Source organism: Fibrella aquatilis (genome assembly GCF_017353255.1).
Classification (GTDB): domain Bacteria; phylum Bacteroidota; class Bacteroidia; order Cytophagales; family Spirosomataceae; genus Fibrella; species Fibrella aquatilis.
Window position 1 is genome coordinate 92,625 of sequence record NZ_JAFMYU010000010.1, and the last position, 17,847, is coordinate 110,471.

Genomic DNA, 17,847 nt, shown 5'->3' on the forward strand with positions numbered 1-17,847 from the left:
CGATTTTTGCTAATTTACGGGGCCGTGGCGTACACAGAAGGCCATTTAGCCCAAAAAATACCCCCGTTTTATGCGTAAACAGATACTTGTTTTTGGTCGATATGCCGCCCTGCTGCTGGCCGTTGCCACCACCCTGCTGGCCCTGCGCCCCGCCACCGACGACGGCGACGCCCTGGGGCAGGTGCTGGCGCAACTGGCCGCCTATGGGCAACAGTACCCCTACGAAAAAGCGTATCTTCACACCGACCGGCGGGCCTACCTCCCCGGCGAAACCATGTGGCTGAAAGGCTACCTCTTCTACGGCAACACCCGCACCGTCGACTCGGCCAGCGGGGCCATTTTCGTAGACCTGGTTGGTCCCAACGGCCGCAAAATCCTGCTCGACACCCGTCTGCGCAGCAAAGCCGGTTATGCCGAAGGCTACCTCACCCTGCCCGATACCCTGTCTACAGGCCGCTACACCCTGCGGGCTTACACGAGCTGGATGCGCAACTTTTCGGAAGAATTTTACCACAACCAGCCCATCGACGTCTTCAAACCCGACGCTCCCCCCGCCGAACGAACCGGCAACGCCTCGCTGCCGCCCGACGTGCAATTTATGCCCGAAGGAGGTCGTTGGGTGGCGGGGCTGCCCGCCCGCATGGCGTTTAAAGCGCTGAGTAAATCAGGTGTGGGCATGGACGTGGAGGGGTTTGTACTCAACGACAAGAAAGACACCGTAATGGGCTACAGCAGTCAGCACCTGGGCATGGGCTATTTTTCGCTCACGCCAGAGGCCGGACAGAGCTACACCGCCTTTGCGCGGGCACCCGGTGCCACAGCCTACACCTCTTACACCCTGCCCGCCGTGCAGGCAACAGGCTACACGATCCAGGTCGACAACCTGAGCAACAAAGACAACATCCGGGTGTTTGTGAGCCACAACATCCCCACTCCACCCGACGCCGCTACCCTGGCCAGCCCCGGCTCAACGTCGGCCCCGGCGGCGGTAATGCCCAAGCTGTCGTTGCTGGCGCAGATGAACGGCGTACCGGTACATGCCGTGCAGGCCCCCGCCAGCCGCAACCGCTTCATGGTGCTCATTCCGCGCAGCAAATGCGTAGAAGGCATCGTCCACATCACCCTCTTCGACCCCGTGGGCCGCCCCGTGGCGGAGCGGCTGGTCTATTCGGCCAAAAACGAGACCATCAACGTGGCCGTGGCCCCCGCCAAACCCAAAACCACCGTCAGGCAACGGGTAGACCTGGGGGTGACCACCACCGACGCTGAGGGTAAGCCCATTCCCGCCAACCTGTCGCTGGCCGTGACCGACACCAAACAGCAGCCTGCCGAACGCCCCTACGGCCCCTCGCTGATGTCGTACCTGCTGCTCACCTCCGACCTGACGGGCTACGTGGAGCAGCCGGGTTATTATTTCGACCAAAAAAACAAGGACCGATTCACCAAACTCGACGTACTGCTGATGACGCAGGGCTGGCGGCGCTTTACCTGGGACAAAGTGATGGCCAAGACCTTCCAGCCCACCCGCTTTTTTGTCGACCCTGGCCTCACGCTCAGTGGCACCGTATTTATGGGCACGTCCCGGATGCCGGTCAATGGCGTGTCGCTGACGGTGATGCTTACCCGCAAAGACTCCACCCGCGACATGCTCTCGATGGTGAGCGACGAGCAAGGGCGTTTTTTCCTCCAGGGCGTTGACCTGGTCGACACCAATACCGTGTTTGTGCAGGCCATGCGGGGGCAGAGCCGCAACTTCAACGTGGTGCTCGACAAGCTGTTTTCGCCGCAGGTACGGCTGGTTCGTCCCCCGGCGGTGCCCCTCGACATTGCCTATGCCGAACTGGCCGAACTGCTGAAGCGGCAGAAAGAGTACCTGGAGATTGAACGGCAGATCCGGGCCAACCGCGAGTTTCAGTTGCAGGCGGTGGTGGTGAAAGCCAAACGCGCCGACCCTTATTCGAGCCAGCGAAGCATGTATGGCACTCCCGACAATACGCTGGTCGTGGATGACATCGTGGCTGCCGGGCAATCGTCTGTTTTCGACCTCATCCGGCGACTACCGGGGGTGTTGGTATCGGGTGGTGGGGCGACGCCTTCGGTCACCGTTCGTGGCAGTGCGCCCATGTTCATGATCGACGGCATGCGGTCTGATGCGCAGGCCGTAGCCAGCATTTCACCGCAGACGGTAGCCAATATCGACGTGGTGAAGGGAGCCGGGGCATCTATTATGGGGGCCAGCAGCGTGATCAACGTGATTACCAAACGCGGCGGCGGGGCCAGCAACAACCAGAATCTGGCAGCCATTAAAAGTCCGGGCGTGATTGTGGAGAAGGTAGTAGGCTACGCCCCCAAGCGTGAGTTTTACGCCCCCCGCTACGACGCCCCCACCCCCGAAGAACGCTACCGCCCCGACTACCGCGCCACGCTGCACTGGGCACCCCTGATCCAGACCGACGCCACGGGCAAAGCCACCACCTCCTTCTACACCTCCGACGCTAAGACCACCCTCCGCATCGTGGTCAACGGCACCACTGCCAGCGGCTACCCCGGCTACACAGAGACGACGATGAAAGTAGAGTAGAGGATTTGCTTCTGATCGGTCTGGGTGCTTACTTATGTCCAACTATTCATTTAACGACCTAGTAACGTGTCATGCGTTTTGCTCAACGTTTTTCCCATTGGTTTATTTATACGGCTGCCTTGGCCGGGCTGGCCTTGTTTGCATTCCGGCCCGGCAACGATCCGTTGAGTCAGTTGCTGGCCAAATTGCAACGCCATGCTCAGCACTCTCCTCATGAAAAAGTTTATCTCCATACCGACCGCAACACCTACCTGGCGGGCGAAACGATCTGGCTGAAAAGCTACCTCGTCTACGGCGAAACCCACGCCGCCGACTCCAGCAGCGGAGCCGTGCTGGTTGATCTGGTTAGCCCCAACGGACGGCGTATCGTGCTGGATGCCCGGCTGCGTTCGGTTCAGGGCTATGGCCAAGGCCACCTCGCCCTGCCCGACACCCTCTCGGCGGGGCGCTACACGCTGCGGGCCTACACGGGCTGGATGCGTAACTTTTCGGAAGACTGGTATTTCAGCAAACCTATTGACCTGCTGCGGACCGCTCCCAGCAACCGCCCCGCCTCAAGCCCCGCCGCCCTCACGGCCCAACCAGACGTACAATTTCTGCCCGAAGGCGGGCAATTAGTAACAGGACTCATGGGCCGGCTGGCCCTGAAAGCCGTCAGCGCTTCGGGCGTGGGCATTGACGTGGATGGCTTTGTGCTTAACAGCAAAAAAGATACTGTAGTCGGCTTTCGAAGTGAGTACCTCGGCATGGGCAGTTTTCCGCTGATGCCCGAAGCAGGTGAAACCTACACCGCCTTCGCCCGCCCCCTGGGCACTGGCCCCTATGCGGCCTACCCCCTGCCCACCATCGTTGAGTCGGGCTATACGCTTCAGGTCGATAACCTCGGCAACAAAGACAACATCCGGGTGTTTGTGAGCCACAACATGCCCGGTCTGACCACTGCCACGCCCGAATCGGGGTCGGCAGCCGCGCCGACGGGCCAACTGACGGTGCTGGCACAGGTTAACGGGCAACCCGTTGTGGTGGCGAGGGGGCCGGTAAACCGTCGGGCGTTTATGATCCCAATTCCCCGCGCTAAATGCCCCGAAGGCATCGTGCAGATTACCCTGCTCGACCCCGCCTGCAAACCTGTCTGTGAACGGTTGGTGTACTCTTCCCACAACGACATAATCAATCTGGCGGTGAAACCCACGACCGCCACGGCGGGCAACCGCCAGCGCGTAGACCTGGCCATAATGGCTACCGATGCGGAGGGTAAACCTGTGGCGGCCAACCTCTCACTGGCCGTAACCGACGCCAACCAGCAACCCAAAAGCCAGCCCTACGCCTCTTCACTAGTGTCGTACCTGCTGCTTACGTCCGACCTGACGGGCCACGTGGAGCAGCCAGGCTATTATTTCGATCCCAAAAACGCCGACCGCCTCACCAAACTCGACCTGCTGATGCTGACCCAGGGGTGGCGGCGGTTCACCTGGGAAACCGTACTGGCCGATTCGCTGCCCCCACTGCCCTACTCATTCGAGCCCGGCCTGACACTGTCGGGCACGGTGTTTCGGGGTACGGGCAGGACCGGCGCGGCGGGCGTTCCGCTGATGGTAATGCTCAACCGGAGAGACTCGACGAAGGATATGTACAGTGCCACTACTGATGAGAAAGGCCGCTTTTTTATTGACGATGCCAACCTGACCGATACCACGACGGTGTATGTGCAGGCCACCAAAACAAACGGTAACCGCAACTTTACCATTACCCTCGATAAGCTGTTTACGCCCCAGATTCGGGTGGTGCGTCCGCCCTTTGTACCCACCGACATAGCCTATGCCGACCTGGCCGAGTTCCTGAAACGGCAGGGCGACTACGCAGCCATTGAAGCGCAGATTCGGCGAAACCGCGAGGTGCAGTTACAGACCGTAACGGTGAAAGCCAGCCGTGTGGACCCCTACGCCACGCAGCGGGGCATTTTCAGCCGGGCCGACGTCAGCCTCAAAGTCGATGATATCAATTCGGCGGGGGCCCTCACTGTGTTCGATATTCTGCGGAGCCGCGTGGCGGGCGTGGCCGTGACAGGCAGCGGCCTGACCCCCACGGTGCAGATTCGCGGGGCCGCCAACTTTTCGGGCGTAATTGAACCCATGTTCATGATCGACGGAATGCCTGCCGACAAATCGGCGGTGGCCAACATCTCGCCCCGCGACGTAGCCTACATTGACGTCATCAAGGGGGCGGGCGCGGCGTTGTTGGGGTCGCAGGGGGCCGGTGGGGGCATCAACGTGATTACGAAACGGGGTGGCCCCGATGGCGGCTCCGTCAGCGGGCCAGTGCCGGGCGTTCGGGTCGAGAAAGTGATGGGTTACGCCCCCAAACGCGAGTTTTATGCTCCCCGCTACGACGCCCCCACCCCCGAAGAACGCTACCGCCCCGACTACCGGGCCACGCTGCACTGGGCACCCATGATCCAGACCGACGCCACGGGCAAAGCCACCACCTCCTTCTACACCTCCGACGCCAAGACCACCCTCCGCATCGTGGTCAACGGCACCACCGCCAGCGGCTATCCGGGTTTCGCAGAGACGACAATGAAGGTGGAGTGAGAAAGTCTAACGTCCAATGTCTAACGTCTAATGTCTAACCGCACCGGCGGACCGATCCCAATATGACCTTCGAAGATCTCTTTCCAAACCTGGCTCACTGGGCCGAATCTGACGGCGAAATCCAGATGGGTAGTACCGGCAATCTCGGCCATCTCGTTTCCTGCATAGACGAAGGCGGCGTCGTCTACGAATCTCCTGCCGACGTCACCGACCTACAAGAAGCCCTCGAACTAGCCGAAGCAGCCATCGGCGAATGGCTGGATGAAAACGGAGGTGATTAATTAATCTCGTTTCTTTATTCTACGCTTTTTACTCTTGTGGTGTTTTTTTCTAGCCTGAATAAATTTCGCCAATAACTCCGTAGCAAAGGTCTTCTTCCATCTAGGAGCTAAATAGAAACCACATAAAATACGCAAATCGTCAGATGGCTTCCCTGTACTCGTTAACCATTTACCGACAGCCTGTTTTGTGGAACGCTCTACTGTATTCATGTCAATCGGTGCATTATCAGTACCATCTTGACAGGCAATCAGGTCTATAATTGATACAGGATCATTCTCGTGTTCGAACGTTCGCGATCTGAGATTATATAGGATAATTTGCCTCTCTGTACCTTGTTCAATCAACACTGCGATCCTTGACTCTCTGCTCTTGTAAACCATTGCTGAATACAGACTGTCAGTAAGGCTTTGGGCTAACTCCCGATGCTTGTCTAAAAGTGCAGTGTGCCTGGCAAGCGGGTCATGTATGGTGCCATCGTCGGCGACATTGAAACTACCAGCAAAGGCAGCTTCCTGCTCGGGATTAGTTAGATCTATTATTTCTTCGTCTGATTCTGGTAGAATAGATAGACCAAATGTCGTTTTAGACCTGCCGTGGTGCTCCCGCATGTTTTTGAACGTAGCGTCAATTTTTTGGCATGCACTCGATGACGCATTTTTGTGTGTCGGTTCGAATGTATATACATGAACTTTACGAGTCGGATCAGCCGTGAATCGCAAGACCCGACCGGCCCGTTGGAAGAGAATGTCGGCACTGTCGGCTGGGTCATAATTAACGACCACATTTGCATCCTGTAAGTTGACACCAATGCCATTGGCATCTGTACAAATTAGTACGTCGACGGAGAACGTGACCTTTTTTGTGCCGCGCGATACAGGCGAGAAATTGTCCATGATTTCGCCCCGCTTATCGGCATCTTTTAATGCATAACCGTCCCTACCCTGACGAACAACCATGCATTCGACGGAGAAAGATGATTCTGCCGCTAAAAAATCAGTGACAAACAGTGCAGTAGCGTGGCGTTCAACAAAGACAATCACCTTCTCTTTGTGGCCGGAAACATGCTTCTTGAGCAATTCGAGCAGTTTCTGAACTTTGTCATCCTGTTTTTTCTGTTCAAGCAGTCGCAGAATGGGCTGTAGTTTTAACCGACGAATTTTGATGTCCTCTTTCATCAAAACGCCGTACGGTTTACCGTCATCTTCGGTGGGGAAAGCTTCTAGATCGGCCTCCGAGTAACGCTGGTAATCTGGAAATAGAGGGGGAGGTTCAGATTTGGCCTGGTCATCGCGCTTACCCAACGTAAGCAGGTTTTTGGCTAGACACTGTACAATGGCTGGCGGTGATCCTAGCCACGACATGATGAAATGGCTGTTTGCCGCATTAATACCAAACGACCGATAGCCCTCCCGTTTCTCATCGAAACCATCAGCTATATTCGGAACATCCTGAGCGAATAGCCCCACGTCATAAGCCAAGCGAAGGTCTTCAAATTCGACTAATTCATAACTAATTCTCCGCAAATAAACCAATTCAGGCATGAAGTGCCGTTGTGGTCCAAATTGAATAAAGACACGATTATTAATCACATCTCCCCGTTCTCTGGCTAATGTCAATACTTGTCGAAGTCCTAACGAATTAACGAAAGCCAATTGAGTCAGTTCGTTCAGCGGCATCCCCTTTCGCTTTTTAGGCGTATCTGTCGTTGAATTCGACAAGGCTTCGGGCAGGAAGCGTAACAAGCTCTCTATATTACCGGGATTTGTACCGTAGGGCGTTGCGGTTAACAGCACGATTATGGCTTTTTTCTCCTCAACAAGCGGTCGTATTCGGTCAAGGGCTACCCCTCCACGCGCTTTTTCGCGGTCGGCCTCCCTTCGATATTTCTTGTGATTTTTCTGCCAATCGGAGCGATCCTGATTACGATATGTGTGGGCTTCATCAATAAGGATAAGCGTCTTATCCGAGGCTTCACTCAGGCATTGATCTAACTGAAAAATTTTGTGATAAGCCCGCTCAGACGGGGAGATGAAAAGCAAGCTGTTGCTGAATAGTTCATCGTGAAAACCTCTGTGCTTCAAGTGCTTCTTCCACTCGGCGTGTACGGCGGAAGGCGCAATCAGAATAAGGTTCTGAATGACTTTAGTGTGCTTAAGCAAAAATACTAATTCAGCCCCGATGATTGTTTTGCCCAGACCCGTTGCCGCCAAAACGATGGAGGCCCGGTGTTCCCTACAATCTTGTATGGCCCTTGCAATGATCCATTGCTGGTAGTAGACGGGCCGACACAAACCCGGTACATCGTCTCGATTAAAGAAAATGTCGAAAGCAGTCAGGAATTTGAGGTACGCATGAAACGGCGGTGCTAGCTTAAGCCATTCTTCCAGAACCTGTAAAATTGGTTTCGTGACATCCTGAGCCGTTTCGGCAGCCTGATCGAACCAGTCGACAAACTCATCAATGACGGCCGGGTCTCTGGTGGCACTGGCCTGTTCGTGCTGCGTAAGCAAGCCATATACCGTGTAATTGCCAGAGCCATGACACAATACCGTATGGTCGCAGATGTAGAACTTGCAGTGATACGCCACATCCATAGCGCGGGCATCGTAGATGATAAACTCCTTAGCGTATATGCGTCGAATGACTTCTCGTACCAAGGGCGTGTAGTAGCCTGTCTTTTTGCCTTTATCTAATTCTGCTTTGATTTCATCCCGCACGGCCAACCGGGCATTATCGCCTTCTTTTGGGCCAACCAGAATACGAAACTGAACCGATGACTGATCTGAACGGAGATAGCAACGGCCTACAGTATAACCAGCCAGCCGAAAATAGCCGGTGGCAACACGGATCATCTTCTGCGCTTCTGGATAGTATGCCGCCAAAAACATACCGACTGTACCGGCTCCAACACCATATAGTGGCTTGCCGGTTTCAGGGTCCGGGATGAGCCGGGGCTGGGGTTGGTCCATGTGCGGGTGAATGATTAACGGATGTCTACGTCAATCAGCCGACTCGTGTCTACGCCCAGAATGTCGACCACTTTCACCATGATTTTGTAGCGGCCTGGTTTGGCGTATTCGTGCTCCACCGATTTGAATTCCAGCGTCGGGTTGCGCTTCGTGCGGAAACTTTGCCACTCGTTCTCAAACAGGTAGTTTCCCGTCCACCGCTCTTCTACGTCGCCGTCGGCGTTGGTGAACTTGATGATCTCTTGCTTGTCTTCGTAGTTGAAATCAATAGCCCAGTAGTCTACCCAGTCGTACCAGTTTTTCGTGAGTTCGGTTTGGGTGATGATGCCGTTTTTGTCTTTCTCGACCTTGATAATCTGCCCGCCGTCGATGACGACCTTCGCCCCAGCTTTCATCGACTGCTGGACATCTTCGATGTCATCCTGGGTATAGTTGGTCACGAAATCAGTTAACTCTACGGTTACTTTGCGGCCACTGGCGCGGACATGGGCATCCAGAAAAGCCACGTCGAAAAACCGCACCTGCCCTTTGTCGATGGCCCGCCGGTCGAACACCTCTTTGGGGATATAACGTACCCGAATCTCCACGCCCTGTTCGCGGAATTCCTGCACGGCAAACGGCACCAGCCCCATCTCGAACTCGAACCCCAGCACATCTACCTGCGTGTACAGGTTCTGGCGGCACTCCTCGAAAATCTCCTGTAACCGGGCCTGTGTGACGGGCACGTCCAGCGGCCCGACGTGGACGAACCGCCCGACTTTGATGCCGTGCAGCGTGCGGTGATTTTCGACCGGCTGGGCGCGGTAGGCTTCCAGCACCAGCGTTTTATAGGCTTCCTCGCGCCGGGTAGCTGAGTCGTTGGCGGCCAGGTCGTTGATGAAAAACTGCCGCTCGTATTTGCCGAGATTGAGCACCTCGAACGCCCGAAAATCCTGCCCGGCGGCCTGTCTCTCGCGTTGCACGCCAATGAGCCGCTTGCGGGTGGTGTGTACGGCAAACCGGCCCAGATCGCACGTAATCCATTTGCGGTTGAGTTTCTCGGCAACGGCGGCTGTGGTGCCAGAGCCGCCAAAAAAATCAGCCACCAAATCGCCCTCGTTGCTACTGGCTTTGATGATGCGCTCCAGCAGGGCTTCTGGCTTTTGGGTGGCGTATCCACTTCCGCCTTTCATCCTACCGGCATCTGTCCAGATGGATTGAAGTAAAACGCCCTTGTTGAGATCTAGATAGCTTTTTGCGCATCTAGCGGCTCCTTTATTAGGATTTCTAAGATAAAATTCACCTCTTTCTAAAGCAGCGTCCATTTCTTCAACCGAAGAATATTTCCACTCCCGACTACGAGATGGTTTCGCCCCACGCCAAGTAAATTTATTGCTAGAACCCTTCCAGGTTGCATCGTCAACTTTGAATCGCCTACCTTCTATTTCTTCATTCCCTGAATAGTTTGTGACTTTCCCATCAGGTAATTCCAGCAGCGAATATTCATCTTCAGCAGACAAAGTCAAGCCAGTTCGTACTTCGTCGTAGTTATAGGTAACTTTTTCATCCTTTCCATACCACATCACCACGTCGTGGATATTACCGAACCTGCTCTTGGCGTCATTGTGGGGATCGGTACGTTGCCAAACTACTTCATTCCTAAATTTTTCTCGACCAAAAATATCATCTAAAATTACCCGCAGATAACTGCTCAGCTTAGAATCAATATGTACAAATAAACTTCCTTCTTTAGCTAATAAGCTGTGCATTAGTTTCAACCGTTCGTAAAGCATGGTCAGGTACGACGAGATGCCCTTACCCCAGGTGTCGCGGTAAGCAATTTCTTCGATGACAGACTGGCGTTTTTCGGCGGTTTCGCCCCCAATCTCGATATTGAACGAGAAGTCGGCCCCCACGGCGAAAGGAGGGTCGATATAGATGAGTTTTAGCCCACCGGCGTCTTCAATTTCCCGGCGCATTGGCCCGTTGGCCAGCGAGGAGAGAATCAGTTTGTTGTCGCCCCAAATGAGTTTGTTGGTCCAGCCTTTGAGTTGCCGCCCCCGAAAGTCGGTTTCAAACAGAGAAAACGCTTGCCCCACTTCAGTTTTCTCCTTCCGGGGTTCGTCAATATGTTCAATGCTGTGAAACGGCAGGGCAACATTGGTGATGTCTTCGCGCCGACCATTCCAGAATAGAAACACGTCTTCCTCGTCGGCAAACAGTTTATAGATGTATTCTTTTGGCAAGTTTTCGCCGTTTTGGATCAGCGCAATCAGATGTTGTTTTTCGGTATCAGTAAGGTTCATGCAGCAGCAGGTATTGGATTGGTCATCGTTATTTCAGCGATATGTTTGAAGTCTTTCTCATTGCGGGTTATCAGTTCCAGGTTGTTAACGGCGGCAGTTGCCGCAATGATGGCATCACCAACTTTCATGTTCTTAGCCCGTCGAAACGTAATTGCTTTATCAATGATTTCCTGTGAGACCGGGATAATCCGAACAATGCTAAAAACGGCGTTGAAAAACGTTTCCTGTTCCTCGGTGAGTCCGCTAAAACCCAGTACCTCCAAACGTGTCATTTCCGAAACAGATACGCCCACTTCTTTGTAGAGTTCTTGCAGGTGTTGGTACTCAGGCTGGGCTGAATAGATCAGTATGTTAGTATCGAGTAATTTCATCAATTGAAAAGATTACGGTCTTCACGTATACTACGCTGCCATTCGACAGGGTCGCCAAAATTGGAAACGTCGGCACCACGGGCAATAATGGCAAACGGGTCGTTGGTGGTTGCTTCTTCCACGCGCTTTGTGTCGACGGCAAACACGGTAGCCAGATCGGCAAACGAGCGGAGGTCTTTTTGGTACTTCTCCCAACCTTCCTGCCGGACGTAAACTGGTGTGTAGTGAAACTGCACCTGACTAGCGTTCACGTCGTTACACCATAGCATCAACCGCCGGATTTTGCGCAGGTCATCCAGGTCTTCGCGGCCTTTGGTTTCAAGCACGTAAATGTTTTTATCGTCCTGTTTGATGAAAAAATCGGGGAAGTAATCGCGGATGGTACCGCTAGCAGCCTGGTACTCCATTTTAAAATTTATACCGCCTTCACCCATCGTATTTTTGGCGAATGAGATAATGTCGGGACATCGATTTTCCAGAAACGCGGCCATTTCGAGCTCAAACGCATTGTCGCCTATGATTTTATTGAAAATCGACTTCTTAGGGATCAGAAATGCCTGATTCTCCGCGATTTTCGGCTTCACATTTTTGAGAGAAATGTACGACTTCACTTCCGCTGTTCCCCGGTCGTTAACGGTAAGATCATCAATCGCCTTTTTGAACGTTGTATAAAGAATCTGCTTTGGCGGAGCTTCCGACAAGTTGCGCATTGTTTGCGGGTCAGTGAGGTCAACGGACCGGTTAAAGAGCCGGTCGCGCACAAAGGCCTCTACTTTGGGATACAGAATGCTAAAGCCACTCACCAATCGGCTTTCTTTCAGGATGGACTGCGTAAAGAAGCCGATTACGTTACGGTAGTCGGGCAGAGCATCGGTAAACAGCGTTTTGTGGGAAAATTCTCCGTCGATGTCTTTAAAAACAATCTCTTTCAGTTCGTCTTTAGAGAAAGTACGCATTGGCACCCTGTCATTCTTAAACTGATTGATATCGAGTTGCTCTAAGTGCTTGTATTCCCGGTATATACGGGGCGACAACTGGGGTAGCGGAATATCTAATTTGTCTAAGTCTTTGGCCGTATTGTCGCGGTCTACTTCCACAATAACCGGGCTTTTCGATTTGGTCCCCTTGCCCATCGGGCTGTACTGAAATTCGACACCCTGCGTTTTCAACTCTTCCACGAAGGAGAGAAATTTGGGCGTTCCGACCACCACTAATTTTTCGGGTACGTCCAAACCAAACATTTTCCGCAGGCCCCGGCCAATGGTTTGTTCGGGCAGAATTTTGGAGTCGGCGTTATAAGGCCGCAAGCCAACAATAGTGGTGATGTTTTTGACATCCCAGCCTTCGCGTAGCATCAGCACCGACACCACGGCCCGATACGGCGACTGATCCTTGTCGATATCGTCGGCGGCTTTGCGCAGGACGTCCAACTCATCTTTGTCTTTTTTAGAGGTGGCCGTTTCTTTGATTTCCCCGTTCGGGTTGGTGTGAATAACCAGCACCTTGTCTGTCAAGTCGGCGTAGGTACGTTCCAGGTACGCCGCCGCCTGATCGGCTTCTTTGGTGTTGTTGGTCATCACAAACAGGATCGGCGTTTTCACCGACTGCAATTCGTCGAACTGCTGTTTCCATTCCAGATAGCCGAGGTGAATAAAATCCTGGTAGCGTTCCACAAAATCACTGGAATCTTTCTCCTGTAGTTTCTGGCGGGAGGCTTCATCGGGCAGCACCGGCGATTTAACTACGTTCTGCCGGATGGCTTCCACCAGCGGATAATCGCAAATGGTTTGGACAAAGATGGCCCCGTTGTTGTGCTTGGGCGTGGCCGAATAGTCGGCTTGCAAGCCAATGCCGTAGCCCCGTTTGAGTTTCAGTTTGTTGCTGATATCCTCAATACTTTTGAACCATTGGAGCGATGAATCGTGAATGTGGTGGGCCTCATCATTCAGCACCACAAGGTCATTTATCTTGCTGCTGCGCAAGATTTTGCCGAGGTCCAATCCCTTGGACGTATCAGCATCGGGCCGGGGTTTGGTACCCAGAAATTCATCTGCGAGCGATAGTTTCGGCGTTTCCTGCCAGTAGACGCGGTGAATGTTGGTGAGGAAAATATTGCCGCTGTCGGTAATGGGTTTTAGCTCGTCCTGAATATGTAGTGTCGGTTGGAAATCGCTCGTCCAGTCGTGGTCAGCGTAGCCATCATCGGGGATAAATGGCTCATCGCGAAACATGGTCAGGCCATCGAAATCCTTGCGAAGCCGGTTGAGAACGATGATGTTGGGTGTAATCACCAGCGTATTTTGCGAGAGCGTACTGCCAGGTTCGTACAGTTTGTGGAAGTAAGCCCAGACGAGTGTCAGACCCATCACCTTCGTTTTTCCGGCTCCAGTCGCCATTTTCACCACGTAACGCGTCCATGACTCATCGAACATACCCGTGCTGACCCGCCCCGAACTGTCGAACCGCAGCAGTTCGTACTTGTCCCGTGCGTTGGCTACTTCATACAGATAAATGATGGACTCAATGGCTTCGCGTTGCGAAAAGAAAAACTGAAATGGTCCGGCACTCGTCTTATGTTCCTGCCCAAACCAGAACCGGAGAAGATGTTGAGACGTTTGCGACGCGCCGACATAGCCTTGCTCACGCCACTGCATCACGGCTAAACGAACCTTGTGCACTAACGGGGGCAGTAACTTTTCGTAGGCATTCTGGAATGCATCCAACTGACCTTGGGTAGGTGCCCAACGTTCATCAGGTGAAAGAATTTTGAAGGGATTAGCAATATGCATAATTGGTTTACTTCATTCACAGGGTGTTAATATAGTAAATTTAAACTTGTTTTTACATTGGTTTGATGCTCAATCAATCGTCATAAAACATCGGGGTCAGATAGCACACATCTCTTCGCGACACACATGGCGGCTTATTCAGCTGGCCAAACAAGCCAAATATTACCTGGCCGATTTTGGCAGTTGACAACTGCCAAAATTTACGCCAATGCTAACCCTGCCGAAACCTTTGAACTTTGTACTTTGAACGTTAAACTCTTTTGCTCATCGCCCTGCCCATCTGCCTGCTGCTTGCCACTGGTTTCATGGAGGTGGGCGTGTGTACCGAACGGAAAGTGTCGGCCTTTATCAGGACCGGTTGGGGCCGATGGAAAGAGAAGAACGGAAATTACCTGGTTAATGAGTTAAAACTGAATGCAAACGTGATGGCCCTATCCTGTTTTATTCCAACAACCGTTTCAGCGTCTCAGGGTCAGGGAGCACGTTTTTGAGGTGTTCAGGAAGATCATGACTGAGTTGGTAGGTGGCTACGCCCATTGGGTTCTGGATAGACTGAAAGGCGTATTCAACCACTTTATCACTCTTGTCTTTGCAGAGTACGATGCCCACGGCGGGGTTCTCATCGGGCATCCGTTCCTGATCGTTCAACACGTTCAAATAGAAATTGAGTTGACCGGCGTAGGCGGGTTTAAAACTGCCTTTTTTCAACTCAATAGCAACCAGGCAGCGGAGTTGACGATTGTAGAATAGCAGGTCGACAAAGAACTCTTGGTCATCCACCAGTAGTCGGTGCTGGTTGCCGATGAAGGCAAATCCTTTCCCCGCCTTCAGAATGAAGTCTTTCACATTCTGCACAATACCCTTTTCTACCACGCGCTCGTCGTCGGTTTCGGCGTTGATAAAGTCAAGCAGGTATTCGTCTTTGAAGGCTTGCAGCGCCGTATCCCGAATAGTATCGGGTAATGTTTTGGCAAAGTTATTAGGCAGCGTTTGATCCCGCTTCTGATACGCTTTGGCCCGAATCTGCCAGTCGAGCATCTCAACAGTCCATTGGCTTTGACCAGCCTGGATCATGTAAAATAGACGCTCTTGCCGGGTTGAGCAACGATTCAATAAGAGCGTGTGATGAGTAAAGCTAACACTGAAAAAGGCAGGCGGTGTCAGTTCGTCAATTAGTGCAGTTGATAACTGCACTAATTCAGGTTGAGCGTTGGAGGAAGCGAATAAACTGTTTAAGTCTGCATATTCATCCGCAAATGCCTTCATATTAAACAGATTACGTCGAGAAAATCCTCGTAGCCCTGGTATCTGTTTTTGGAGATCGGCAGAGAGTTGGTCAATCACCTTAGCTCCCCACTTCTCGGCGGCGATTTTCTCGGATAGCCGTTTGCCCACGGTGAAGTAGAGCAGCAGTAATTCACGGTTGACCAGCCGGGCGGCGCGGTAACGACTTTGCAGAATCTGACCTGCAACGTCTGTCAGGAGCAGATTGTACTGGTCAGTGGGGTCGGGGGTAGCAGCCTCAGTAGTCGGCATAATCAGTAGATTTAAGTAGCTATTTTACCGCGAATGGTTGAGCAATATACATACGGATCAGTACGGGCCAAGCGTGTTAGCAACTCCTATAGCCCCTACCTTTGCACCGCTAATCAACACTTGCTGCTTTGCTCATCGCCCTGCCAATCTGCCTGCTGCTTGCCACCGGTTTTGTGGTGGTGGGCGTCTATACCGAACGCAAAGTGTCGGCGTTTATGCAGGACCGGCTTGGGCCGATGGAAGTGGGCAAATGGGGCCTGCTACAGCTTATTGCCGACCTGCTGAAACTGCTTCAGAAAGAAGACATCGTGCCCCGCGCCGCCGATAGGAAGCTGTTTCTGCTGGCCCCGGCGGTCATCTTTGCCTCCGTCTTTGCGGGCTATGCCGTGCTGCCCCTCACACCCGATTTTCAGGCATCCGGGGCCGCCGTGGGGATTTTCTACCTCATGGCCATCCTCTCGTTTGATGTGGTAGGCATCCTGATGGCGGGCTGGGCATCGAACAATAAGTACTCGCTGTTTGGGGCTATCCGGTCGGTGGCGCAGATGGTGTCGTACGAGATTCCACTGGGGCTGGCCATCCTGTGTGCGGTGTTGATGGGGCAAACGCTAAACCTTCAGGAACTGAGCTTCCAGCAGGGCATCTACTCGTCGCAGACCAATTACCTGTTTGGCCTCAAAGCCACCGGCATCGACGTAACAAGCTGGGGCGGCATCTTCACTTGGAACATATTGCGCAACCCGTTTCTGCTGTTTGTCTACGTCATTTTCTTTATCTGCACCCTCGCCGAGAGCAACCGCGCTCCGTTTGATCTGCCCGAAGGCGAATCGGAGATCGTGTCGGGTTTCCAGACCGAGTATTCGGGGATGCGGTGGGCGCTGCTGTTCTTGTCGGAATACGCCATGATGCTGCTAGTGTCGTTTCTGGGGGCCATTCTTTTTCTGGGAAGCTGGAATACGCCCCTCCCCAACATCGGTCCCGTGCGACTGGCCGACTGGACGAGCGGCGAACCGGGCACCATCTGGGGCAACGTGACGGGGACGTTCTGGCTGTTTGGCAAAGCGTTTCTGGCCGTGCTGGTGCAGATGTGGGTACGCTGGACTTTGCCCCGCATTCGTATTGACCAGATGATGTACCTCTGCTGGAAGGTGCTCACCCCCGCGGGCCTGCTGCTGCTGCTGATCTCAGCCGTTTGGCGGCTGCTGATGGTGTAGTGCCCCCGGCAATTTTGACCGTTGGCTAATGGATAGCCTTTTTGACCGATGGGGTATGCATGAGATACAGCTAGCTTTACGTTATCTTTGGTAATAGCGACAACGAGCGAGCACGTATGGCATCTTTTTCGGCGTATCTGGAAGTGGGGGGCAGCAGGTATCCGCTGACCTATTACGACCTCTTCATCCACCAGCAGACCGACGCCTTGGGCCGCCCCGCCTCGCTCACCCAGGGGGGCACCATCACTGTTGAGCTACATTCGCCGCCCCAGACCGACACAGTGCTCACCGACTGGATGCTCTCGCCCACGAGGCAGCACGACGGCTTTGTGCACCTCTACCGCGAAGACAGCAAAGCCAAGCTCAAGACCGTCTCTTTCTTCAACGCCTACTGCGTGGATATGGGGGTGCATTTCTCGGCCAGTGGCAGCGGTCCCATGCTCACCAGTATTGTCATCTCCCCCCAGCGGGTGGCCGTCGGGGCGGTGGTGCACGACAACAACTGGCCGGTAGAGAGCCACGGGGCAGGCATCACCCACACGCCCCCCACCCCGCCCAAGGAACCCAGCGCCCTGAGCGAGGGCCTGCACACGCTGCTCGACGTGGTGGGTATGATCCCCGTGGTAGGTGAGCTGGCAGATGGGGCCAACGCCCTGATGTACGCCGCTGAAGGCAACTACGCCGAAGCAGGTATGGCCGCGGCGGCGATGATTCCCTTGGCGGGCAACGTGGCTGGTGCAGCTAAATTGGCTAAAAGGTTTGGTAAATTAGTAGGCAATACTAAGTTGTTGAATAGAATCACTGGTAAGGCAAAGAAAGGTATAACCTTGTTTAGAGAAGGCTTAGAAGGTGTTGAAAAAGCAAGCAAAGCACTGATAGACAAAGTAGCATCAAAACGTACGGTGGTGATTGCCAAAGAAGGAACAGATGATTTTGCGTATCTTGAATGGATGAAAGCCGAAGCTAATGTAGGCGGCGAAACAATGGAGCATATTCTTTTAAAAGAAAATCCAAGCAAAGCTGCTTTATTAGAGGAGTTTTTACACGGCACTCAGCACAAGTTAGGTATGATTAAGGGAGATATGGATATACCATTTGCAGAATGGCATGTAAAAGATTTTATGATACGTCATAAAAAAATACTAGGTTTAATTGACGAAGATGTCGACATATTAAAAACTCTGCGCGACAGAGATTTTTCTATATTACAACAAGCCAAAAACCGATAA

General features: G+C 53.2%; 10 protein-coding genes. 5 read left to right on the forward strand and 5 right to left on the reverse strand.

Features of this window, described 5'->3' with window-relative positions:
- Positions 1-70 precede the first annotated feature (70 nt).
- The 3 genes from J2I48_RS13875 (at position 71) to J2I48_RS13885 (ending at position 5,453) form a co-directional block, all read left to right on the forward strand.
- Positions 71-2,581, forward strand: a complete 2,511-nt coding sequence (locus J2I48_RS13875; RefSeq protein ID WP_207336065.1) for an MG2 domain-containing protein — start codon at positions 71-73, stop codon at positions 2,579-2,581.
- Positions 2,582-2,652: 71 nt separating this feature from the next.
- Positions 2,653-5,172: a TonB-dependent receptor plug domain-containing protein gene (locus J2I48_RS13880; RefSeq protein WP_207336066.1), complete on the forward strand. Its 2,520-nt coding sequence runs from the start codon at positions 2,653-2,655 to the stop codon at positions 5,170-5,172.
- A gap of 62 nt (positions 5,173-5,234) precedes the next feature.
- Complete coding sequence (locus J2I48_RS13885) at positions 5,235-5,453, forward strand: hypothetical protein (RefSeq protein ID WP_207336067.1); 219 nt, start codon at positions 5,235-5,237, stop codon at positions 5,451-5,453.
- Here J2I48_RS13885 and J2I48_RS13890 read toward each other — a convergent pair whose 3' ends face one another.
- The 5 genes from J2I48_RS13890 to J2I48_RS13910 form a co-directional block, all read right to left on the reverse strand.
- Positions 5,454-8,423 carry a helicase-related protein gene (locus J2I48_RS13890; protein WP_207336068.1) on the reverse strand — a complete coding sequence of 990 codons (2,970 nt, stop codon included), beginning with the start codon at positions 8,421-8,423 and terminating at the stop codon, positions 5,454-5,456.
- Between the two features lie 14 nt (positions 8,424-8,437).
- On the reverse strand, positions 8,438-10,708 hold the full coding sequence (locus tag J2I48_RS13895) for a site-specific DNA-methyltransferase (RefSeq protein WP_207336069.1): 2,271 nt from the start codon (positions 10,706-10,708) through the stop codon (positions 8,438-8,440).
- Positions 10,705-11,079 carry a type II toxin-antitoxin system VapC family toxin gene (locus J2I48_RS13900; RefSeq protein WP_207336070.1) on the reverse strand — a complete coding sequence of 125 codons (375 nt, stop codon included), beginning with the start codon at positions 11,077-11,079 and terminating at the stop codon, positions 10,705-10,707. Before J2I48_RS13900 ends, J2I48_RS13895 begins: the two co-directional genes overlap by 4 nt.
- Entirely contained in the window at positions 11,079-13,868 is a 2,790-nt protein-coding gene (locus tag J2I48_RS13905; protein ID WP_207336071.1) for a DEAD/DEAH box helicase, read from the reverse strand. Before J2I48_RS13905 ends, J2I48_RS13900 begins: the two co-directional genes overlap by 1 nt.
- Before the next feature lie 441 nt (positions 13,869-14,309).
- On the reverse strand, positions 14,310-15,404 hold the full coding sequence (locus J2I48_RS13910; RefSeq protein ID WP_207336072.1) for a PDDEXK nuclease domain-containing protein: 1,095 nt from the start codon (positions 15,402-15,404) through the stop codon (positions 14,310-14,312).
- Positions 15,405-15,532: 128 nt separating this feature from the next.
- On the opposite strand from J2I48_RS13910, the gene J2I48_RS13915 reads away from it, so the two are divergent.
- Together J2I48_RS13915 and tssD are read left to right on the forward strand one after the other, a co-directional pair.
- The gene (locus tag J2I48_RS13915; protein WP_207336073.1) at positions 15,533-16,618 is read left to right on the forward strand and encodes a complex I subunit 1/NuoH family protein; all 1,086 of its coding nucleotides are present in this window, start codon (positions 15,533-15,535) and stop codon (positions 16,616-16,618) included.
- A gap of 116 nt (positions 16,619-16,734) precedes the next feature.
- A complete protein-coding gene (gene tssD, locus J2I48_RS13920; RefSeq protein ID WP_207336074.1) occupies positions 16,735-17,847 on the forward strand; it encodes a type VI secretion system tube protein TssD in 1,113 nt (370 codons plus the stop codon).

Coding starts and splice junctions, on each gene's coding strand:
- J2I48_RS13910 (WP_207336072.1), bottom strand. CDS start 15,404: ATGCCGACTACTGAGGCTGCTACCCCCGACCCCACTGACCAGTACAAT.
- J2I48_RS13890 (WP_207336068.1), bottom strand. CDS start 8,423: ATGGACCAACCCCAGCCCCGGCTCATCCCGGACCCTGAAACCGGCAAG.
- J2I48_RS13895 (WP_207336069.1), bottom strand. CDS start 10,708: ATGAACCTTACTGATACCGAAAAACAACATCTGATTGCGCTGATCCAA.
- J2I48_RS13885 (WP_207336067.1), top strand. CDS start 5,235: ATGACCTTCGAAGATCTCTTTCCAAACCTGGCTCACTGGGCCGAATCT.
- J2I48_RS13875 (WP_207336065.1), top strand. CDS start 71: ATGCGTAAACAGATACTTGTTTTTGGTCGATATGCCGCCCTGCTGCTG.
- J2I48_RS13880 (WP_207336066.1), top strand. CDS start 2,653: ATGCGTTTTGCTCAACGTTTTTCCCATTGGTTTATTTATACGGCTGCC.
- J2I48_RS13905 (WP_207336071.1), bottom strand. CDS start 13,868: ATGCATATTGCTAATCCCTTCAAAATTCTTTCACCTGATGAACGTTGG.
- tssD (WP_207336074.1), top strand. CDS start 16,735: ATGGCATCTTTTTCGGCGTATCTGGAAGTGGGGGGCAGCAGGTATCCG.
- J2I48_RS13900 (WP_207336070.1), bottom strand. CDS start 11,079: ATGAAATTACTCGATACTAACATACTGATCTATTCAGCCCAGCCTGAG.